Genomic DNA, 20,075 nt, shown 5'->3' on the forward strand with positions numbered 1-20,075 from the left:
GCGGCGGGATCCGCCCGTGGTTGTCGATGCGGGCGTCCACCGGCCACAATGGCCGGCATGTCCCGATGGCGGAACAGGTTCACGGCGCTGGCCCGGACGGGCATGCCCGAGGCGTTCGGCTGCCCGGTCCCCGACGCCGAACGGATCTGGATCGACGAGCACCTGATCTGGCTCGCCGACGAGTTCGGCCCGCAGGCCTTCCAGGGCCCGGTGGTGCTGCCCACGGCGGAGTTCTTCCCGGAGCCCTACCACGGCGGGATCGAGGACGCGGCCCGGCTGCTCGACCGGGTCGCCGGCCTCCTCGGCGTCGAGTCGCGCCGGATCGACCTGGAGGTCTACTCGGCGGAGCAGGCCCCGGGCACCGCCGGCCATTACCAGTTGCGCGACGGCCGGCCGGTGATCTCCATCGAGCGCGGCCAGCTGGAACGCTCCGGCGCGGTGATCGCCACGATCGCGCACGAACTGTGCCACGACCGGCTGATCGGGGAGGGCCGGATCGGGCGCCCCCTGCGGGAGGACCACGAGCGGCTCACCGACCTGCTGGCCGTCTTCCTCGGCTTCGGGGTCATCCAGGCCAACAACCGGACCCAGTTCTCCGCGACCGGGGGCGGCGGGCTGCGGATCGTCCGGGTGGGGTACCTGACCGAGCCGATGTACGGGTACGCGCTGGCCCGGTACGCGTGGCTGCGCAACGAGTACGACCCGGCCTGGGCCGCGCACCTGGACCTGGGGCCGGCCGGGCAGTACCACCGGGCGCGGCTGTACCTGGACACCCAGGGCTAGGTCAGTCCGCGAACGACGCGCCGCGCTCCGCCAGCGCCGCGCGCAGGATCCGCAACGCCTTCGGCCCCACACCGTGCAACGCGCCCAGCTCCCGCTCCGTGACCGCCGTCAGCTGGTCGAGGCGTTCGTAGCCGGCGAGGGCGAGCGCCCGGCGGGCCGGCGCGCCGATCGCCGGCAGGTCGTCGTCCATGGCCCCCAGTCTAGGCTCCGGCCTGACAGGGGCGGCCGAACCTGCGTGGTTCCGGGTCTGACAGGGGCAGCCGAACCAGCGTGGTTCCGGGTCTGACAGCGGCGGGCCGAGCCGGCATCATGGGCCGGATGGGAACACACGTCGCCGAGGCGATCGCGGCCGAGGTCGTCCGCCGGGAAGCCGTCAACGGGATCCGGATCATCGGGGTGGACGGGCCGAGCGGTTCCGGCAAGAGCGTGCTGGCGGGCGAGCTGGCCGCCGTGCTGGCCGCGCCCGTCGTCGAGGTGGACGACTTCGTGTCCTGGGCCGACTTCGCCGGCTGGTGGCCGCGCTTCGAGGAGCAGGTGCTCGCGCCGCTCCTCGCCGGCCGGGACGCGCACTACCAGGTCAGGGACTGGCAGAACGACTTCGAGGGCGCCTCGCTCGGCGGCTGGCGGACCCTGCCGTGGACCCCGACGGTGATCGTGGAGGGCGTGACCTGCACCCGGCGGGCCACCGTGGGCCGGCTGACCTACGCCGCGTGGGTGGAGGCTCCCCCGGCCCTGCGGCTCGCCCGGGGGCTGGCCCGGACCACCCGGCCGGTCCGCGAGCTGTGGGACCGGTGGATGGTCGAGGAGGAGGCGTTCTTCCTGGCCGACGGCGCCCGGGGGCGCGCGGACCTCGTGGTCGACACGACGGTGCACGGCTAGCCGCGCGCAACAGACCACAACCCTTTCGACGGGTACGCCGTCCGGCAGCACGCTCTGATCCTGGCAATGGTTGACGCGATTTCGAAGATCTGCGTAATCTGTTGCCATGGTCGCGCGGAACACACCACTCGGGGTCCGGATCAGGGCCCTGATGCCGGAGCTCACCGGCACCGAACAGCGGGTCGCCGGCCTGGTGCTGGCCGACCCGGCCGCCGTCGCGGGGCTGACGATCGGCGAGCTCGCGGCCGCCAGCGACACGTCCACGTCGACGGTGCTGCGGTTCTGCAAGGCCCTCGACCTGCACGGGTACCGCGCGCTCCAGCACGCCCTCACCGCCGAGGTGGCCCGGTCCGCCGAGCCCCGGTTGTCGACCGGCACGGACGGCGGGATCGACCCGAACGACCGGCTGGCCGAGATCGTCGCCGCCGTCGCCGGGGCCGATGTCCGGGCCATCGCCGAGACCGCCGCCCAGCTCGACCTCGACGCGCTGGCCGCCGTGGTGGACGCGATGGCCGGGGCGTACCGGGTCGACGTCTTCGCCGTCGGCGGCAGCGCCCAGCCGGCCGCCGGCTTCCAGGCCCGGATGGCCTACACCGGCATCCCCTGCTGGGCCTGGTCGGACGTGCACACGGCGGTCACCGCCGCCGCGCTGCTGCGGCCCGGCGCGGTCGCGGTCGGCGTCTCGCACAGCGGCCGGACCGTGGAGGTGATCGAGGCCCTGGACACCGCCCGGTCGGCCGGCGCGACCACGGTGGCCCTGACCAACTTCCCCCGCTCCCCGCTGGCCGAGGTCGCCGACCTGGTGCTGACCACGGCCGTCCGGGAGGGCACGTTCCGCCCCGGTGAGCTGTCCGGCGTCCACCCGCAGACCACCGTCCTGGACTGCGTGTACGCGGCACTGGCCCAGCGGGACCGGGCCGCCACCGAGGCCGCCCTGCACGCGGCCACCCGGGCCATCGCGAGCCACCGCACCGGCGGGCCGCGGCACTAGTACCCGTCTAAGGAGCCCCGAATGTCCACCACCCTCAGTTCCGCCAGCTACCTGGACGCCGTGCGGACGATGACCGCGCACATCGTCGACACCCAGACCCCGGCCATCGCCGCCGCCGCCGACCTGATCGCCGCCTCGCTCGCCGACGGCGGGGTGCTGCAGGCCTTCGGTTCCGGGCACTCCGAGGCGGCGTCCATGGAACTCGCCGGCCGCGCCGGTGGCCTGGTCGCCACGAACAAACTCGCGCTGCGCGACGTCATCCTGTACGGCGGGGAGCCGGCCGACACCCTCGCCGACCCGTTCGCCGAACGCGACCCGGCCCTCGCCCGGCGCGTCTACGACCTGGCCCGCGCGGAGCCCGGCGACGTCTTCGTCATCACCTCGCAGTCCGGCGGCAACGGTTCCGTCGTGGAGATGGCCCGGATCGCCCGGGAGCAGGGCCACCCGGTGGTCGCGATCACCTCCCTGCCGCACTCCACGGGCATCGTCTCCCGGCACCCGAGCGGTCGGCGGCTGTTCGAACTCGCCGACGTGGTGATCGACAACGGCGCCCCGCACGGCGACGCGGTCCTGCCGCTGCCCGACGGCGGGGCGGTGTGCGCGGTGTCCTCGGTGGCCAACGCGCTGATCGCCCAGCTGATCACCGCCGAGGTGGTGATCCGGCTGCTCGCGAAGGGCATCGACCCCGACGTGTACCTGTCGATGAACGTCGCCGGGGGTGACACCCGCAACGCGGCCGCCGAGGCCCGCTACGCCGGCCGGATCCGCCGCTCGGCCAGCTGAGACCACGGCGGGGGCGGCGGGCGGCTGCCGGGACGGGCCGCGCGCGGCGGGTGGGCGGCGCCGCAGGATGGAGCCGGATGCGGGCGGCCACCCGGCACAGGATGGTGCCGCACCGCCCGCCCGGCGGCTCTCAGCTCCCGGCCGCCACTCCCGCCGCCGACCCGAGCACGTCGAACCCGGGAATGTCCTCCGTGAGCCTGGTCGCGATCGACTCCGCGAAGGCCCGGTCGTCGGCGTCGGCGGACTCGTCCAGCGCGGTGCAGACCTGGCCGTCGAGGAAGTTCAACCAGACGGCGAGGCCCGTGGCGAACAACGTGGCCCCGGCCGGCCACCCGGGACCGCCGGCCTTCCGGTAGGCGCCGGCGATCGCGCCGACCGCCGCGTCGTCGCGCACGTGGTGGATCAGGAGGGTGCCGAGTTCCCGCCAGGGTTCCTGCGGGCCGCTGGTGTCCCAGTCCAGCAGGAACCGGTCACCGTCCGGGCCGAGCAGGGTGTTGGCGGTCTTCAGGTCGCGGTGGCAGCTCACGAGTGTCCCGACGGGTGCCGCGTTGACGAAGGCGGTCAGCTCCGCGAACTCCGCCGCCCGCTCCGCCAGCCGTGTCCCCCACGCGGAGCCCCGGGCGCTGTCCGCCAGTCCGGCCCAGTCGGCGTCGACCCGGACGTAGAAGGGGTGGACCTCCTCGCCCGGGCGGCACGGCACCTCGAGCTGGTGGATCAGCGCGGCCTGTCCGGCCAGCCACACCGTCGCCGGCAGGTCCGTACGCTCCGGCCGGGTGCCTTCGACCCACGGCTGCACCAGCCAGGGCCGACCCGTGCCGGGATGGTCGAACAACAGGTCCCCGCCGGTCGTGCGCAGCGTCTCCGGGCCCGGGACCCCGGCCGCCCGGCAGGCGTCGGTGAACGCGACCCGCCAGGCGAGGTCGACGGCGGTGGGGCGCTGCGCGACGAATTCCTTGGCCGCGTAGGTGCCCGTGGCGGTCACCAGTCGGTGGATCTCCCCGGCCGACCCCTCCGCCGCCCTCGCCCAGCCGACCACACCGCCCAGGTCGTATGTTGCCGCGAGGAGCTCCGGCGTGACGTCCGTGTTCTGTTCTGACATGTCGAACCCCCGTGTGTCTGTTCGTCGAACACGGAGGATCACACCGTACCCGGGCGGAACACGCGAGCCCTTTTCCCGGCTGCGGCCCGCGACCGGCCGGGGCGGGGCGGGTGTCGCTGGGCGCCGGGGTCAGGCGTCGCCGTAGCCGGCCGCCTGGAGGACGAACAGTTCCCGGTACAGGCCGGTGGGGCGCCCCATCAGCTCCTCGTGGCTGCCGGACTCGGCGATCCGGCCGTGGTCGAGGACGTAGATCCGGTCGGCGTGCCGGACGTTGGCGAGCCGGTGGGTGATCAGGACGGTCATCCGGTCGGCGGCGGTGGCCCGCAGTTCCTGGAAGAGCGCGTGTTCGGCGCGCGGGTCGAGCGCGGCGGACGGTTCGTCGCAGATCAGCAGGGGCGCGGCGCGGAAGAAGCCCCGGGCGGCGGCCACCCGTTGCCACTGGCCCTGGGACAGTTCCTGGCCGCCCTTGAAGCTGCGGTCCAGCAGGGTCCGGTACCCGTCGGGCAGGTCCGTGATCATGTCGTGTGCCTCGGCGGCGCGCGCGGCGGACTCCAGGTCGGCCCGGGTGGCGGTCCGGGACTGGTCGCCGATCCGGATGTCCTCGCCGGCCGTGAAGGGCCAGTGCGCGAAGTCCTGGCTGATCACGGAGACGTGCTCGCGGAGCTGGGCGGCGCCGTAGCCGGCGATGTCGACGCCGTCCCACAGCACCCGGCCGCCGGTCGGTTCGTAGGTGCAGCCGAGCAGTTTGGACAGGGTGGACTTGCCGCCGCCGTTGGCCCCGACCAGGGCGATCGTCTCCCCGGTCCGGACGGTCAGCGACACCTCCGCCAGGGCCGGGGAGTCCGCGCCCGGGTAGGTGAGGGTGACCGCGTCGAGGGCGATCTGCCGCGGGGCGGGCGCGTGCCGGTCGCTGACGCGTTCGGCGCGGCGGGCCGTGGTGTCGCGGACCTCGGCGTAGTCGTGGACGTAGAGGCCGTTCTCGTACACCCCGTTGATGTTGAAGATCAGCATGGACAGGGCGCCGGAGCCGGCCTGGAGGGCGAACACGGCGGTACCGGCGGCGGCCAGCTCCAGGTTGCCGGAGATGAGCAGGGCGCCGAGGAGCACGTACACGCCGGCGGTGGCGACGCCCGACAGCGAGCCGCCGATCGCGCGGGCGGCGGTCTGTTCGCGGGCCACCTGCAGGTCGGTGCCGAGGATGGCGCGCAGCAGCCGGCCGTACCGGGTCAGCAGGTACCCGGACAGGTTGAACGCGCGGACCTCCCCGGCGTGCCGGCGGTCGGACAGCAGGTAGCCGAACGTCCAGGACCGCCGGGCCCGGGCCAGCCACTGCACCTGCCCCAGGTAGGACGCCCGGGCGGCGCGCACCGCGCCCCAGCCCTCCGGCAGCGCGGCGACGACCAGAACAGGCAGCAGCACGGGGTGGATGACCAGCAGGGCCGCGCCGACGGCGAAGAACCGGACCCCGCTGGTGATCAGGTCGACGGCGTTGTCCACGAGCTGGCCGAGGGAGTGCAGGCCCCGGTTGCGGGCGCGTTGCACGTCGTCGGCGTAGGAGTCGTCGTCGTATGCGGACAGTTCCACCCTGCTGGTCACGCCGAGCAGGTGCAGTTCGGCGGCGGTCTGGACCCGGGGCGACAGCCGGGCCTGCGCCCAACCGGCCGCCGTGGACAGGGTCGCGCGGGCGGCGGTCGCGGCCATCACCCAGGCCAGCGCGGGGATCGCGGCCCGGACCCGGTCCGGGGTCGGCCCGGTGGCCAGCAGGGACTCCAGGACGCCCCGGGTGGCCAGCAGCCCGAACGCGGTCATCAGTCCGGCGGCGACCTGGAGCACCACGGTCGCGGCGGTGTCGAACCTGCTCGCCGACCACGCGAGGCCGAACGCCATCCGCAGCAGGGCGGGCAACCGCAGCAGCACGGTACGGAACCGGGTGTCGACGAGCTGGGCCGTGAACTTGTGCCAGTGCGCGTCGTCGGCGAGTTCCAGGTCGACCTCGAGGTCGAGGATCCCCTGGTCCTGGACGGGGATCGCCTGGGCGGGGGCGTGCTCGCGGGTCGGGTTGTCCATGGACCGCCTCCAGACAGAGTGGGACAGACCATTCCAACACCGGAAACACCCATTGTGGGGTACCGGGCGGGTCCGGTAGCCGATAGCGGATTCCGCCGCCGGGGCCGTCACCTGTGCCGGGGCGCCGGTCCGGGGTCGCGGGCGGGCGGCACGCGCCTCGCGCGGGGCCCGGGGGCGGAGTGCCGGGCGACGCGCGTGCCGACAACATGAAACCGGACTAAATATCCCATAGTATTCGGCGCGCACCCTCTGCCCCCGACGATCGGAAGTTCTCCGCCATGCTCACCCGTCGCATCGTCGCCGTCTGCGCTCAGGCGGTCGAGGCCCCGTGGTTCCACACCGTCAGCGCCGCCGTCATCGTGCTCAACGCGGTCGTGCTGGCCGTCGAGACGTACCAGTCGGCCGTCGACGCGATCGGCCCGCTACTCACGTTCCTGGACACCGCGTGCCTGACGTTCTTCGTCCTCGAACTCGCGACCCGGTTCGTCGCGTGCGGCAAGCGGCCCCAGGACTTCTTCGCCAACCCGTGGAACATCTTCGACCTGGTGGTCGTCCTGCTCGCCTTCACGCCCGGCGTCCGGGAGAACGCGACCCTGCTCCGGCTGGCCCGGCTCGCCCGGGTCCTGCGGGTGATCCGGATCTTCCCCACGATGCGGATCCTGGCCCGCGCGGTGTGGCGGAGCCTGCCGGGGGCGGCGAGCCTGCTCGTGATGGGCATGATCATGCTGTTCCTGTACGGCATGCTCGGCTGGATGCTGTTCAGCGAGCGGCTGCCGGAGCAGTACGGCTCGATCGGCCAGGCCGTCCTCACCCTGTTCTTCCTGATGGTGTTCGACAACCTGACGGACACGGTGCGCGCCGGGATGGCCGTGTCCCCGTGGACGGTGCTCTACTTCGTGTCGTTCGTGCTGCTGGCCGGCTTCCTGATGGTCAACATCCTGCTCGGCGTGGTGCTCAACTCGCTCGACGAGGCGCGCACCATCGAACTCGCGGAGAACGACGAGGCCCCGCGGCCGTCGACCGGCCCGCCCCCGTTGGCCGAGCGGTTGGCGGCGCTGCGGATCTCGATCACGGAGCTGGAGGCGGAGGTGGCCGCGACGGAGGCCGGCAGGGAACGCGAGGAGATCCGGGCCTGACCCGGGTCCGGTCCGGGGGAACGCCTCCCCCGGACCGGACCGGTCGCCGCTACGGCAGCGCGTACTTCGTGCGCAGGTAGTTGTCCGTCGCCGTGCGGTCCGCGTCCGACAGGGCGCTCTGGTAGACGATGACCTCGGCGAGGTCGCCGACCATGAAGTACGAGGAGAACCAGGAGCCGATCGACACCAGGGTCCAGCCCGTGTTGGTGGAGAAGGTGTGGCTGGACTTCAGCACGCCGTCGCGGTACACCCGCATGGTGTTGCCGTCGTAGCGGGCCGACAGGGCGTGGTAGACCTTGTTGTTCCCGATCGTGCTCGTACAGACCGGCATGTTGTTGCCCAGCCCCACGAACAGGGCCTGGTTGCTGTTCTCCCAGCGCATCTGGTTGTTGGGGTAGTTGCCGCCCGGGCCGAGGATCATGCTGTAGCCCGAGGACTTACTGTTCTTGCCGACCACGAACACCGAGAAGGTGAACGGGTTCACCGGCGACGGGAAGTACATCGACTGCGCGCCGTTGAACCGCAGCGCCGGCTGGCCGTTCACCGCGTTCTGCACGAGCTGGGGCTGGCGGGCCGGCGTCGCCATGACGGCGTGGTGGCCGCCGCCGCTCTGGTCGGCCCAGTTGGACACGCTGGACCCGTTCACCGTCACGCCCGCGTCGGCGCGCAACCAGGCGATGGACCCGGCGGCGGGCGCGCCGGCCGCCTGGGCGGGCAGGGGAACCGCCAGTATCCCGGCCAGCACGAGTGCCAGGCCTACCGCGTATCGGCGTAGCTTCATGAGTCAGCCCTTCCGTCGTCGCGTCGGGCGGCCGGTCGGGCAGCCCGAGCAACAGCGTCGGGCTGACACAGATGACGGTCAATGAATATCGCCTCCCGTGCGCGATCACGCACGAGCGCGACTCCCACTCATTCCGGGCCACAACCAGCAAGGACACAAAAATCCGACGGGTACCCGGGTGCGCGATCACGCACTCCGTCCATCGTGGATCCAGACGATGCCATCGACATTCGTCATCCGCTATGGTGGGCCTCACGCTCGGCCCGGCACGCCCCGGCACGGGGGTGCGCCGGCACGGTCTGGGAGGTGATCGACGTGGCCGACCCGGACCCGGTCGTCCCCGGCGCCCCGGTGCCGTCGCTCGTCCGCTGGGGCCGCTCCCCGGACGCGGACCTCGTCTACCGCACCCTCGTCACCTGCGGACCCCGGCCCGTCGCCCGGCTCGCCGCCGACCTCGGCCTGCCGGCGCGCCGGGTCCGCGACGCCCTGGCCGAACTGTGCGCCATCGGGGCCGTCCGGACCGACCCCCGGCGGCGCTGGTGGCCGCACCCGCCCGCCGACGTCGTCGCCGAACTCCGCCGGAGCAGGACCCGCCTCGTCGACCAGGACGAGCAGGCCCAGCGGCACGAGTACCTGGTGGGCCAGCTCGTACCCGACCGGGCGCTCGTCCTGGGCGCCGGCATCCGGCACCTGCCCAGCCGGCAGGCCGCCCGGGACCGGCTGGCCACGCTGGTCGCCGTCGAACGCTACGAGCACCTGGCCATGAACACCGAGCAGACCGTCAACGCCGAGGTCGCCCGGGCCGCGATCCCGATCCACCGGACGCTCCTGGCGAGGGGCGTGCGGACCCGCGCCCTCGGCCCGCCACCCGCCGACGGCGACAGCCTGCGCCCCGAGATCCGGGAGCTGCGCCGGTTGCGGATCGAGGGCCGCGAAACGCTGGACGTACCCCTCAAGTTGTTCGTCGTGGACCGCAGGGTCGCGCTGTTCCCCGTCGTCCCGCACGACTACGACCGGGGGTTCCTGGAGATCTCCCAGCCGCCGATCGTCGAGGCGCTGCTCGCCCAGTTCGAACGGCACTGGGAGCGGGCGGCGCACCCGGAGGAGCACGCCGTGTCGCAGATCGTCCTGACGGCCCGGGAGCAGGCCCTGATCGCGCTGCTCGTCCAGGGCCACACCGATCAGACGGCGGCCCGCGAACTCCAGATCGGGGTCCGCACCGTGACCAAGATCCTCCGGGGGCTGATGGACCGGCTGGAGGTGGAGAACCGGTTCCAGCTCGGCCTGGCGCTCGGCACCCTGCGCGCGGCCCGGCTCCCGGACCGGCCGACCCCGCCCCCTTCCGAGGTCGCCCCGGTAGCCCCGCCGCCCGGTTTCCCGGCCAGACCCGGGTTGTCCGGGCGGTCCGGGTCGCGCGGACGGTCCAGGCCGTCCGCCCCACCGCCCACCCCGCACCCACAGGAGTCCCGATGAGTACCCGTCGCCGTCGCCTCGCCCTTGTCCTTCTCGCCCTCCTGGCCGGGCTCGCGATCGCCGGGGCGGGCGGAGGGGGTGGCAGCGTGACCAGCTTCGACGAGCCGCCGGCGTGGCCATGGTGCGGCGGCTGCATCACCAGCGACTGACCGGGGCGCGCCGCCTGCCCGGGCGGGGGAACGGGCAGGCGCCCGCCGCCGTCGGGTGACGAGGGGTCTGCGTGCGTGGCGCGGCGCGACGAGGTCCGGGTCAGCGTGGACAGCACGGAGTGACGAGGTCCGGATCAACGTGGACAGCACGGAGTGACGAGGTCCGGGTCAGCGTGGACAGCCTGGCGTGTCGAGGTCCGAGTCAGCGTGCACAGCACGGAATGACTAGGTCCGGGCCAGGGCTTGGCGCGGCGTGACGAGAGGCCAACGTGCACAACACGGGGTGCCGGAGACCGCGCGGGCCCGCGTGGCCGTGACCCCGGGCCGTGGTCCCGGGGTCACGGCCGTCGCCGGTTCAGTCGCGCCGCGCCAGCTTCCCCGGCCACCAGATCCGGTCCCCCAACTGGTGGGCCAGGGCCGGCACGAGCAGCGACCGCACCACGATCGTGTCGAGCAGGACCCCGACCATCACCGCCACGCCCACCTCGACCAGGGCCACCAGCGGCAGCACCGCCAGCGCCGCGAACGTGGCCGCCAGCACCACCCCGGCCGACGTGATCACCCCGCCGGTGACGGCCAGCCCCCGCAGGGTGCCCTCCCGCGTGCCGTGCCGCCCGGACTCCTCCCGGACCCGGGACATCAGGAAGATGTTGTAGTCGATGCCGAGCGCGATCAGGAACACGAACGCGAACAGCGGGAACGAGGTGTCGGCCCCGGCGAACCCGAAGACGTACTCGAACAGCAGCGTGCACAGTCCCAACGTCGCGACGAACGACAGCACCACGGTGCCGATCAGCAGCAGCGGGGCCAGCAGCGAACGCAGCAGCAGGGCCAGGATCAGGGTGATCAGCGCCAGGACCAGCGGGATGATGACCGTCAGGTCCCGGCGGGACGCGGCCCGGGTGTCCAGCTGCACGGCCGTGAACCCTCCCACCACGGCGGAGGCCCCGGGCACCGCGTGCACCGCCTCCCGGAGCCGGCGGACCGTCTCGGCGGCGGCGTCGCCGTCGGCGGGATCGGTCAGGGTCGCGTCGATCCGGACGAGCCCGTCCACGACCTTCGGCGGGGCGGCCGGCGCACCCGGGGCACCCGGCCGGCTCGGGTAGGGCACGACGGCGGCCACGCCCGGCACCTTGGCGGCGGCGACCACGGCGTCCAGGGCCGGGGCGCGGGCGATCACGACGGCCGGACTGCCCGCGCCGGCCGGGAAGTGCCGCCCGATCGCCTGCTGCCCCTCCACCGAGTCCACGGTCTTCGTGAACGACTCGCTCTGCGGCACTCCCCCGGCGTCGAGGCGGAACAGCCCGCCGGCCAGCACCAGGAGCAGCAGGGTCGGCACGATCCAGGCGAGCCGGGCGTTGCGCCCGACGAACCCGGCGATCCGGGTCCACCACGGATGGTCGTCCCCCGGCTGCCCCGGCCGGGGCACGAGCGGCCAGAACGCCCACCGGCCGCCGAGCAGCAGCAGCGCGGGCAGCAGGGTCAACATGACGACCAGGGCGGCGAGCACCCCGGCGGCCCCGACCGGCCCGAGCGCCCGGTTGGAGTTGAGGTCGGAGACCAGCAGGCACAGCATGCTCGCGGCGACGGTCAACGCGGACGCGACGATCGCGGGCGCCGCGCCGCGCAGGGCCGCCAGCATCGCGTCCACGGGCCGGTCGTGGCGGCGGAGCTCCTCGCGGTACCGGGCGATCAGCAGCAGCGCGTAGTCGGTACCGGCGCCGAACACCAGGACGGTGAGGATGCCCTGGGCCTGCCCGTTGAGGTCGACGACGTCGTTCTTCGCCAGCGCGTACACGACGGCGGCGGCCGCCGCGTAGGCCACGCCCACGGAGGCCATCGGAATGATCCACAGCACTGGGCTGCGGTACACGACGAGCAGGATGACCAGCACGACCCCGGCCGTGACCAGCAACAACTGCACGTCGATACCGCCGAACACGCCGACCAGGTCGGCCACCAGCCCGGCGGGGCCCGCCACGTGCACGACGAGGCCGGGCGGCGCACCGGCCCGGGCCAGCTCCCGCAGCGCCTCGACGGTGGGCCCGACCTTCTGACTGCCGGCGGTGACCGGCACGAAGACCTGCACGGCCTCCTTGTCGTCGCTCTCCGACGCGAAGACCGCGCCACCGACCCCGGCCACCTGGGGCAGCCGGGCGACCACGGCCGCGATCGCGGTGCGGTCCGGTTCGGTCAGACCGCCCCGGCGCTCGAAGACGACCACGGCCGGGGTGGTCGGCGTACCGGTGAAGGCCGCCGCCTGCTGCTGCGCGCGGGTCGCCTCCGCACTGGCCGGCAGGAACGCGGCGTTGTCGTTCGTCTGGACCTCGGACAGTTTGCCGGACAGCGGGCCGAGGACCCCGGCGGCCACGAACCAGCCGAGCACGACGAGGGCGGCGACACCGAACGCGTATCGGGACTTGGACATGGGGCACACGATAAACCCCGCCCGGGGGGCCATCCGGAGCACTCCCCACTCCGAATGCAGCTGTGAACAGGCACATTCTCGACGGGTACGCCCCGGGCGCTCCCGCATCCGGTACCCGTCACGTCTGTCGCCCTGCTGCCCCGCGACCCGCCCGGCCGCCGGGCTCGACGTCGACGCGCTCCGCCGGGCACTCCGGCCGGTGCTGGCCACGCTGCGCGACGGTCACGGTCCGGGCGGCCGATCTGCTGCCCCTGGCGGCCGGCGACCAGCTGGAACTCGTCCTCCGCACCCCGGACGGCGCACGGCGCGAGCTCCTGGTCTCCGCCCGGCCGGCCGGACCCGCCCCCGTCACGCCACCGAGCGCCGTGCCGCCACCCGCCGTCAACGCCGCCGGCCACGGCTGGGCGTTCAGCGACGCCGACCACCGGACCGTGGTGCTCCGGGTCGAGCGGATGCACGGGTACCGCGAGGATCTCGAGTGGAGGATCCACGCCGGCGCGGCCGACATCGCCGAGCCCGGGACCGCTCCGTCCGCCGTGGCACTGCTCCGGGACATGGTGCTGGCGGCCCGCGCGGCCGGCAGCGACCACCTGGTCGTCGACGTCCGGGGCAACACCGGCGGCAACAGCATGTTCGGCGTCTTCCTCGGCTACTTCCTGCACGGGCCGGAACCCGTCCGGACCCTCGATGAGGGCTACCAGGTCCGCCGATACTCGCGGCTCATGCTGGAGACCTACCCGGCGTTCGGGACGGTCCGACCGGCCGGAGTCGAGGCGACCGGCGGCTACGACTTCCAGCACGAGCTCGCGTGGCGGGCCGGCGAGGCGACCGGTACGTCACCCGAGGAATGGGCGGAGATCGTCGCCGCGATGCCGAGCTTCGCCGCCGAGGTCGAGGCCGGCGACCTGGCGGGGGCCTGGAACCCCCGGGTCACCGTCGTGACCGACAGCGGCACCATCAGCGCGGCCTACGACCTGACCACCCTGCTCTGGAGGCTCGGGGCGCGGACGGTGGGCGTGCCACCCGCCCAGGCCGGCAACTGCTTCACCGACCTGCTGCTGTTCAGCCTGCCGCACTCGGGGATCCGGGTCGGGGTGGCGTACAAGATCAGTCTGAAGTTCCCCGACGACCCGGAGCGCGGCAGGCTGTTCCGGCCCGACCGGGAGCTGACCTACGCCGACCTGGCCGCGCACGGCTTCGACCCGCACACCGCGCTCCGGGTGGCGCTCGACACCCGTTGAGGCGGGTCGCCCTCGACATCCCTTGGGCAGGGCCGCCTTCGACAACCGTTGAGGTGGGCCGCCCTCGACGTCCGTTGAGGCCGGGCCGATCCGTGTGCGAGGCCCCGTCGTGACGCCTTCGTTTCCGCCCGGGAGCAGGCGTGGCGCCCCTCAGACTCGGCTCGGCGGGTCCGGCCGTCGGGGAGGTGCATGCTGAGCGGGTGGAGCAGCCCGCATTCGACGCGCGACCGCACTGGCGGCGTACCGGCAACGCGCACTTCCCCGTCGCGGCCCGCGTCGACGGCCGGTGGTGGGTCCTCAGGGTCAACACTGAGCGCCTGCCGGGTACCCATCACACCGGGGAGTCTCGCCATCTAGAAGCGCTGGCCAGCGGTAGCATCGTCCGATGCCTGCTGGACGGCCGCCCATCCCCGCCGAGCTCAAGCGCCGCGTTCTCATGGAAGCCGGCCACCGGTGCGCGATCCCGACCTGCCGGAACCACCCCGTCCAGATCGACCACATCGACGACTGGTCCCGGGTCGCGGAACACCGGTTCGACAACCTTCTAGCCCTGTGCGGCGTCTGCCACGACCGCAAGGGGAACGGCCCCGGCCAGATCGACCGCAAATCCCTGATCGGCTACAAGGGCAACCTAGGAACCGTCACCCGGCTCTACAGCGACATGGAGCGCCGGATCCTGGAAGATTTCGCCCAACGCAGGCACGACGGCAAGCCCTTCGGCGAGATCGAGCTGCCGTACCTCATGGACTTCATGGTTGCCCACCTCCGCCGCGATGGTCTGCTTCACATCGTCCGCCAGTCCGTGGGGATAGTTTTCGCGGGCGAATCGCCCACGGGCTACGCGCTCACAGAGGCGGGCGAGGCGTTCGTCGACGCGATGCTCGCCGCAGAGCCCGTCGGCAAGTACTTCGAGGGCGCCGACATTCCCGAGTACCCCTAGATTGGCCCCGACTCACGAGCGGGCACTTCAGGGCAGAGGTGCTGTCGGAGCCCGAACCGTGCACTGCGGTGATCTACCAGCTAGTCCTGGCGCACAGGCGCGTCCACCGTCCGGCCAGCCTGGTAGATCGCGTACTGGAGTTCTCTCGCCGCGTCGACCGCGGGGCCGAACGCGATCGTGTAAGGGCCCTCGGTGAATGTGTCCGTTCGCGGGTCGTAACCGCCGCCCCACATCCGACGTGCCGCCTCAACCTCGTCGACGCCCTCGGCCCGCATCAACTCCTTCTGCAGAACGCCCTTGCCACGGGCGTACTCGTCGAAGTGCGCCATCATGTCCCGCACCTCCCGTGCACCGGGTACCGCCGCCTCGAATGCGCCGATCGCGTCGGTCAGCGCGTCCACCACAGCAGCGGGTACGTCCTTTTCCGTGATCGCGCGAAGCTGCATCTTCGCGGCCTGATGCAGGTCACGCAGCTGGGCCGCTGCCTGCCGCGCGTAGATCTGCTGCTCGGTACCGCTGGCCGCCCGGGCATCACGAACCAGGACCTGCAGCGTCCACCAGGCCCACTGACCCTGGGACACGGCGACAGCGTGCGGGTTGTGCGCCGGCGACCAGGGCTCTTGCTGGATTTCGAGATCTGTCACCGGACAAGTATCGGGCCAACTGCACAGGGCCGTCTCTGCCATTTCCGCCCCCGGCCTCCCGAAAATTTCTACGGAGTGCCGTGTCTGCTGGCGCACGATTGAGCCGGGGAAGCCTCAATCATCTTCTCCGTAGGATTCCAGGACAGATGGACGTTCGACGCCGTGACCTGCGAAAACACGTTCTCTTGCGCCGGCTTCAAGCGCCATTTCGGCCGGTGTTGCTCCGTTGTTGCTCCGCCGTATCGCTAGCTAGCTTGGTTCGCGATAGCGCCGGCTTAGGCACGCGGAAAGAGGCCGAGCACTCGGTACCGCTTGATGGTGTGAACCGATTTCCTCCACCCGCGCGGAGAGCCGTCAAGGGTCGCCTGATCGAGGCGCCACAGGTACGGTTCACCTCCGCCTGCGCGGAGAGCGGCCCTGCGCGTCCGAGCGGCGGCGCCCCCCGGACGGTTCACCTCCGCCTGCGCAGAGCGGACCCGCTCCGTGTCGTATCGCATGGTGGCCAGCGGTCGGCCTCGGCGAGCACGTCGGCGAGCGGTTCACCTCCCCCTGCGCGGAGAGCGGACGTCCCACGTGGCCGCGTAGGACTCGGCCGACGGTTCACCTCCGCCTGCGCGGAGAGCGGTTCGCGCCGGCCTTCTCGGCCTGGTGCAGCAGCGGTTGACCTCCGCCTGCGCGGAGAGCGGCTGCTGTACCTGCCCCACCCCGGCGATGACTCCGGTTCACCTCCGCCTGCGCGGAGAGCGGCCGCTGATCGCAGCCATGGCGGGCGGGGCTGGCGGTTCACCTCCGCCTGCGCGGAGAGCGGCCGGTCGGGTTCGACGAGCGCCACCGGTCCGGCGGTTCACCTCCGCCTGCGCGGAGAGCGGCGCGCCGGCACCGTGGCCAGTGCAACGTCCAACGGTTCACCTCCGCCTGCGCGGAGAGCGGCCGGCGGTGGCCGTCGACATTTCCGGGATCGACGGTTCACCTCCGCCTGCGCGGAGAGCGGTCCAGGGAGGTGTTCAGCGCCTCGGTGCGCGCCGGTTCACCTCCGCCTGCGCGGAGAGCGGCCCGTAGCGGCTCCGGCCGGTCGACAGCTTTCCGGTTCACCTCCGCCTGCGCGGAGAGCGGCCGTCGGAGTCACTCGGCAGGACCCACATCGGCGGTTCACCTCCGCCTGCGCGGAGAGCGGTGGGTGATCTGCTCGCGCACCGCGGCCTGGGCCGGTTCACCTCCGCCTGCGCGGAGAGCGGTCGTCGCCGGTCACGTTGACCACGTTGTTCGACGGTTCACCTCCGCCTGCGCGGAGAGCGGCCTCCGGCGGCCTGGTCGCGCATCAGCCCGTACGGTTCACCTCCGCCTGCGCGGAGAGCGGGCTGGTGACGCGCGTACTGCTCCATCGGGTTCCGGTTCACCTCCGCCTGCGCGGAGAGCGGCACCGCTACTCCGCTGCGGCGGGGGTGGACTTCGGTTCACCTCCGCCTGCGCGGAGAGCGGGTCGAAGCCTCCCGCGCCGCCGAAGCGTCGAGCGGTTCACCTCCGCCTGCGCGAAGAGCGGTCATCGCGGCCAAGTACTCCACGTATGTGGGGCGGTTCACCTCCGCCTGCGCGGAGAGCGGCGCTTCATCTCCCTCGAGCCGCGCCCCAGCTCCGGTTCACCTCCGCCTGCGCGGAGAGCGGTCGCCGAGATCGCGGTGGAACTCCTCTCGCCACGGTTCACCTCCGCCTGCGCGGAGAGCGGTCAGCGACCGTCGTGCACGCGTTGAGCGGCAGCGGTTCACCTCCGCCTGCGCGGAGAGCGGTCGTTGACGTCGCCCCCGGCGTCGTTGACGAGCGGTTCACCTCCGCCTGCGCGGAGAGCGGGGCCGCGCATCTGCTCGCCGATCACGGTCTGGCGGTTCACCTCCGCCTGCGCGGAGAGCGGTGGGAGAGGTCGCCTGACATGGGAGAGACCTACGGTTCACCTCCGCCTGCGCGGAGAGCGGGAATCAGGGGCAGAAATGGGCAACGTAGATGACGGTTCACCTCCGCCTGCGCGGAGAGCGGTTATCTCGCCTCAACCTGGCCGCGAGCTGCACCGGTTCACCTCCGCCTGCGCGGAGAGCGGTGACTGGTAGGGAGCGCCAACCAGCCCAGTTTCGGTTCACCTCCGCCTGCGCGGAGAGCGGAACAGCGCGCGGCCCGGGAGTTCCCGTTCGTCCGGTTCACCTCCGCCTGCGCGGAGAGCGGCCCAGAATCGCGACGACCCGCGGGCCGTTGGACGGTTCACCTCCGCCTGCGCGGAGAGCGGGCCACCAGCGCCGGAACGATGACGCACAACGTCGGTTCACCTCCGCCTGCGCGGAGAGCGGAGACCTGTACGCCCGGCTCAAGGCAGAGGACCCGGTTCACCTCCGCCTGCGCGGAGAGCGGGCGTCGGGGGACTACTCGGTGCGCGAGGCCGCCGGTTCACCTCCGCCTGCGCGGAGAGCGGCCGATGGTCGACCAGTTCACGGTCGCCGGGTCCGGTTCACCTCCGCCAGCGCGGAGAGCGGGCGCCGTAGTCCATGCCGAGCCGGGCGGGGTACGGTTCACCTCCGCCTGCGCGGAGAGCGGCAGATGCGGGCCTGGCCGATGCACAGTCCGAGCGGTTCACCTCCGCCTGCGCGGAGAGCGGGCATCAGCTCGATGCGGTAGTCCACGATGCTCCGGTTCACCTCCGCCTGCGCGGAGAGCGGAGCGGCGCGGCGCGGGATAGTGGACGGGTGCACGGTTCACCTCCGCCTGCGCGGAGAGCGGTCGCGACGTGAGGAGGCACCGATGTCCCTGACCGGTTCACCTCCGCCTGCGCGGAGAGCGGGCGAGGACCGCCGCCAACTGCGCCCGGATCGCCGGTTCACCTCCGCCTGCGCGGAGAGCGGGCGCCATCGAACGCGCGATCCGCCGCTGGAAGCGGTTCACCTCCGCCTGCGCGGAGAGCGGCGCTCCAGCGTCAGATCCGGGACCGGGACCGGCGGTTCACCTCCGCCTGCGCGGAGAGCGGCTGGTTGCGGCCGAAAGCTGAGGTGACTATGGCGGTTCACCTCCGCCTGCGCGGAGAGCGGGCACCGGCCAGGTTCTCAGCCACCGGTGCCTCCGGTTCACCTCCGCCTGCGCGGAGAGCGGCTCAATGATGGTCGCGATGTTGTCGGAAACCTCCGGTTCACCTCCGCCTGCGCGGAGAGCGGCCAGACGTATCGGAACCTCGGTACGGCCATGTCGGTTCACCTCCGCCTGCGCGGAGAGCGGACCTTCGGGCCCCGGTTCGGGTTCGGCGCGGGCGGTTCACCTCCGCCTGCGCGGAGAGCGGCGTGTGCGAGGCTCTGCGCCCCGACACCGATCCGGTTCACCTCCGCCTGCGCGGAGAGCGGGCGGCGACCCGTACCCGTGCCTCGCGGCTGATCGGTTCACCTCCGCCTGCGCGGAGAGCGGTCCAGCCAGGCGCTCGGCACCGCGGCGAACTTCGGTTCACCTCCGCCTGCGCGGAGAGCGGCACGAGGCCCGCCGGGCCGATCTGCTCCGCCGCCGGTTCACCTCCGCCTGCGCGGAGAGCGGCGTTAGCCCATGAGATGGGCTAACGGCCGCTACGGTTCACCTCCGCCTGCGCGGAGAGCGGCCTGACCCCCTTCGCGCATGGTGCCGGCCGGGCGGTTCACCTCCGCCTGCGCGGAGAGCGGGGAGTCGGAACCGGCGTACCGTCGGCGACAAGCGGTTCACCTCCGCCTGCGCGGAGAGCGGTGCTGCTCGGCGGTGGCCAGTTCGGCATGGAGCGGTTCACCTCCGCCTGCGCGGAGAGCGGCACATGCGCGTCAACGACCTGGACGGCTGGACCGGTTCACCTCCGCCTGCGCGGAGAGCGGGCCTTCGTGACGGTCTTGTGGTCCTGACCAGCCGGTTCACCTCCGCCTGCGCGGAGAGCGGATGAGCGTCAGCGCGCGGTCGTGGACCGCGAACGGTTCACCTCCGCCTGCGCGGAGAGCGGGCAGACACCCAGCCTGCCGAGTCCTCCAGCGCCGGTTCACCTCCGCCTGCGCGGAGAGCGGAGCCGAGGCCACCACCCTCCACAGAAGGGTTTCGGTTCACCTCCGCCTGCGCGGAGAGCGGAGCGCGGCGAGCCCGAGCGGGCCGAGCGAGTCCGGTTCACCTCCGCCTGCGCGGAGAGCGGGCTTTTTGACCTGGGCTTTTAGAAGTCCGTTATCGATTCTTTACCTGCCTCGGGTTCGAATGCGATGAGGGTGAGGCCGTCGAGGTCGAGGGGTCTACGGCGGCGGGTTCCGGCGATGTCGATAGTGAATCCTTGTTCGTTGTTGGTGGGGTGGACGAGTACGGCGGTGCCGTCTGCGATGGATGCCCTGACGGCGTCCCAGAGTTCGTCTCGGACTTTGGCGGAGACGGTGCCGACGTAGAGCTGGGGTGTGACTTCCAGTAGCCAGCGGGTGAGTGCGCCGCGGACGTGTGGCGGGACTGCTGTGACGGAGATGGTGATCATGGACGCCATGTCAGGGGTTGTCCTGGCCGTTGGCGTAGTTGACGCCTGCGGGGAGGACTCCGGCGATGGGGTCCCATAGGTGGACCATGTGTTCGTCGGGACTGCACCCGGTTTGGTTGACTCCTTGATCTGTGAGGATCTTGGTCCTCCTGGAAGGATGTCTTCGTGCCGAAAGCTTTCCCGCCCGAGTTC

16 protein-coding genes and 1 CRISPR repeat array are annotated in these 20,075 nt (G+C 72.4%); of the genes, 9 read left to right on the forward strand and 7 right to left on the reverse strand.

From position 1 onward, the window contains the following. Positions 1 to 57: 57 nt before the first annotated feature. Positions 58 to 783 carry a hypothetical protein gene (locus AB0M43_RS03900; RefSeq protein ID WP_363720880.1) on the forward strand — a complete coding sequence of 242 codons (726 nt, stop codon included), beginning with the start codon at positions 58 to 60 and terminating at the stop codon, positions 781 to 783. 1 nt (position 784) lies between these two features. Here the strand turns inward: AB0M43_RS03900 and AB0M43_RS03905 are convergent, their stop codons facing one another. Then, positions 785 to 973, reverse strand: a complete 189-nt coding sequence (locus AB0M43_RS03905; RefSeq protein WP_363720881.1) for a DNA-binding protein — start codon at positions 971 to 973, stop codon at positions 785 to 787. A 128-nt stretch (positions 974 to 1,101) separates the two neighbouring features. Between AB0M43_RS03905 and AB0M43_RS03910 the strand changes: the two genes are divergently transcribed. The 3 genes from AB0M43_RS03910 to AB0M43_RS03920 all read left to right on the forward strand — a co-directional run bounded on the left by AB0M43_RS03910 (position 1,102) and on the right by AB0M43_RS03920 (position 3,436). After that, positions 1,102 to 1,662, forward strand: a complete 561-nt coding sequence (locus tag AB0M43_RS03910; RefSeq protein WP_363720882.1) for a hypothetical protein — start codon at positions 1,102 to 1,104, stop codon at positions 1,660 to 1,662. 106 nt (positions 1,663 to 1,768) lie between these two features. Further along, complete coding sequence (locus AB0M43_RS03915; protein WP_363720883.1) at positions 1,769 to 2,653, forward strand: MurR/RpiR family transcriptional regulator; 885 nt, start codon at positions 1,769 to 1,771, stop codon at positions 2,651 to 2,653. A gap of 21 nt (positions 2,654 to 2,674) precedes the next feature. Further along, entirely contained in the window at positions 2,675 to 3,436 is a 762-nt protein-coding gene (locus AB0M43_RS03920) for an SIS domain-containing protein (RefSeq protein WP_363720885.1), read from the forward strand. A gap of 130 nt (positions 3,437 to 3,566) precedes the next feature. On the opposite strand, the gene AB0M43_RS03925 is transcribed toward AB0M43_RS03920, so the two are convergent. Both AB0M43_RS03925 and AB0M43_RS03930 read right to left on the reverse strand, forming a co-directional pair. Beyond that, a complete protein-coding gene (locus tag AB0M43_RS03925) occupies positions 3,567 to 4,535 on the reverse strand; it encodes a phosphotransferase (protein ID WP_363720887.1) in 969 nt (322 codons plus the stop codon). A 129-nt stretch (positions 4,536 to 4,664) separates the two neighbouring features. Then, on the reverse strand, positions 4,665 to 6,602 hold the full coding sequence (locus tag AB0M43_RS03930) for an ABC transporter ATP-binding protein (protein WP_363720888.1): 1,938 nt from the start codon (positions 6,600 to 6,602) through the stop codon (positions 4,665 to 4,667). Positions 6,603 to 6,880: 278 nt separating this feature from the next. On the opposite strand from AB0M43_RS03930, the gene AB0M43_RS03935 reads away from it, so the two are divergent. Continuing rightward, the gene (locus AB0M43_RS03935; RefSeq protein ID WP_363720890.1) at positions 6,881 to 7,738 is read left to right on the forward strand and encodes an ion transporter; all 858 of its coding nucleotides are present in this window, start codon (positions 6,881 to 6,883) and stop codon (positions 7,736 to 7,738) included. 49 nt (positions 7,739 to 7,787) lie between these two features. Here the strand turns inward: AB0M43_RS03935 and AB0M43_RS03940 are convergent, their stop codons facing one another. After that, positions 7,788 to 8,519, reverse strand: coding sequence for a LamG-like jellyroll fold domain-containing protein (locus tag AB0M43_RS03940; RefSeq protein ID WP_363720892.1), 732 nt, complete (start codon positions 8,517 to 8,519; stop codon positions 7,788 to 7,790). Between the two features lie 306 nt (positions 8,520 to 8,825). Here AB0M43_RS03940 and AB0M43_RS03945 point away from each other — a divergent pair, with 306 nt between their 5' ends. Both AB0M43_RS03945 and AB0M43_RS03950 read left to right on the forward strand, forming a co-directional pair. Beyond that, complete coding sequence (locus AB0M43_RS03945) at positions 8,826 to 9,992, forward strand: LuxR C-terminal-related transcriptional regulator (protein WP_363720894.1); 1,167 nt, start codon at positions 8,826 to 8,828, stop codon at positions 9,990 to 9,992. Next, positions 9,989 to 10,141: a hypothetical protein gene (locus AB0M43_RS03950; RefSeq protein WP_363720896.1), complete on the forward strand. Its 153-nt coding sequence runs from the start codon at positions 9,989 to 9,991 to the stop codon at positions 10,139 to 10,141. Before AB0M43_RS03945 ends, AB0M43_RS03950 begins: the two co-directional genes overlap by 4 nt. A gap of 355 nt (positions 10,142 to 10,496) precedes the next feature. On the opposite strand, the gene AB0M43_RS03955 is transcribed toward AB0M43_RS03950, so the two are convergent. After that, a complete protein-coding gene (locus AB0M43_RS03955) occupies positions 10,497 to 12,569 on the reverse strand; it encodes an MMPL family transporter (protein ID WP_363720898.1) in 2,073 nt (690 codons plus the stop codon). Positions 12,570 to 12,631: 62 nt separating this feature from the next. Between AB0M43_RS03955 and AB0M43_RS03960 the strand changes: the two genes are divergently transcribed. Then, positions 12,632 to 13,810, forward strand: a complete 1,179-nt coding sequence (locus AB0M43_RS03960) for a hypothetical protein (RefSeq protein ID WP_363720900.1) — start codon at positions 12,632 to 12,634, stop codon at positions 13,808 to 13,810. Positions 13,811 to 14,195: 385 nt separating this feature from the next. Further along, complete coding sequence (locus AB0M43_RS03965) at positions 14,196 to 14,750, forward strand: HNH endonuclease signature motif containing protein (protein ID WP_363720902.1); 555 nt, start codon at positions 14,196 to 14,198, stop codon at positions 14,748 to 14,750. Between the two features lie 80 nt (positions 14,751 to 14,830). Here AB0M43_RS03965 and AB0M43_RS03970 read toward each other — a convergent pair whose 3' ends face one another. Continuing rightward, positions 14,831 to 15,394, reverse strand: a complete 564-nt coding sequence (locus AB0M43_RS03970) for a hypothetical protein (protein WP_363720903.1) — start codon at positions 15,392 to 15,394, stop codon at positions 14,831 to 14,833. 325 nt (positions 15,395 to 15,719) lie between these two features. Beyond that, a CRISPR array of direct repeats spans positions 15,720 to 19,559; the repeat unit is 29 nt; unit sequence CGGTTCACCTCCGCCTGCGCGGAGAGCGG. An 18-nt stretch (positions 19,560 to 19,577) separates the two neighbouring features. Further along, positions 19,578 to 19,883 (reverse strand): type I-E CRISPR-associated endoribonuclease Cas2e, encoded by a 306-nt coding sequence (gene cas2e / locus AB0M43_RS03975; RefSeq protein WP_363720905.1) that lies wholly within the window; start codon positions 19,881 to 19,883, stop codon positions 19,578 to 19,580. Positions 19,884 to 20,075 lie beyond the last annotated feature (192 nt).

It is taken from the genome of Longispora sp. NPDC051575, from assembly GCF_040681875.1.
Lineage (GTDB): Bacteria > Actinomycetota > Actinomycetes > Mycobacteriales > Micromonosporaceae > Longispora.

What these genes read in the sequence shown, in the direction of transcription:
- AB0M43_RS03910 (WP_363720882.1), top strand. Translation starts at nt 1,102, where the DNA reads ATGGGAACACACGTCGCCGAGGCGATCGCGGCCGAGGTCGTCCGCCGG.
- AB0M43_RS03925 (WP_363720887.1), bottom strand. Translation starts at nt 4,535, where the DNA reads ATGTCAGAACAGAACACGGACGTCACGCCGGAGCTCCTCGCGGCAACA.
- AB0M43_RS03940 (WP_363720892.1), bottom strand. Translation starts at nt 8,519, where the DNA reads ATGAAGCTACGCCGATACGCGGTAGGCCTGGCACTCGTGCTGGCCGGG.
- AB0M43_RS03955 (WP_363720898.1), bottom strand. Translation starts at nt 12,569, where the DNA reads ATGTCCAAGTCCCGATACGCGTTCGGTGTCGCCGCCCTCGTCGTGCTC.
- AB0M43_RS03965 (WP_363720902.1), top strand. Translation starts at nt 14,196, where the DNA reads ATGCCTGCTGGACGGCCGCCCATCCCCGCCGAGCTCAAGCGCCGCGTT.
- AB0M43_RS03930 (WP_363720888.1), bottom strand. Translation starts at nt 6,602, where the DNA reads ATGGACAACCCGACCCGCGAGCACGCCCCCGCCCAGGCGATCCCCGTC.
- AB0M43_RS03920 (WP_363720885.1), top strand. Translation starts at nt 2,675, where the DNA reads ATGTCCACCACCCTCAGTTCCGCCAGCTACCTGGACGCCGTGCGGACG.
- AB0M43_RS03905 (WP_363720881.1), bottom strand. Translation starts at nt 973, where the DNA reads ATGGACGACGACCTGCCGGCGATCGGCGCGCCGGCCCGCCGGGCGCTC.
- cas2e (WP_363720905.1), bottom strand. Translation starts at nt 19,883, where the DNA reads ATGATCACCATCTCCGTCACAGCAGTCCCGCCACACGTCCGCGGCGCA.
- AB0M43_RS03900 (WP_363720880.1), top strand. Translation starts at nt 58, where the DNA reads ATGTCCCGATGGCGGAACAGGTTCACGGCGCTGGCCCGGACGGGCATG.
- AB0M43_RS03935 (WP_363720890.1), top strand. Translation starts at nt 6,881, where the DNA reads ATGCTCACCCGTCGCATCGTCGCCGTCTGCGCTCAGGCGGTCGAGGCC.
- AB0M43_RS03950 (WP_363720896.1), top strand. Translation starts at nt 9,989, where the DNA reads ATGAGTACCCGTCGCCGTCGCCTCGCCCTTGTCCTTCTCGCCCTCCTG.
- AB0M43_RS03915 (WP_363720883.1), top strand. Translation starts at nt 1,769, where the DNA reads ATGGTCGCGCGGAACACACCACTCGGGGTCCGGATCAGGGCCCTGATG.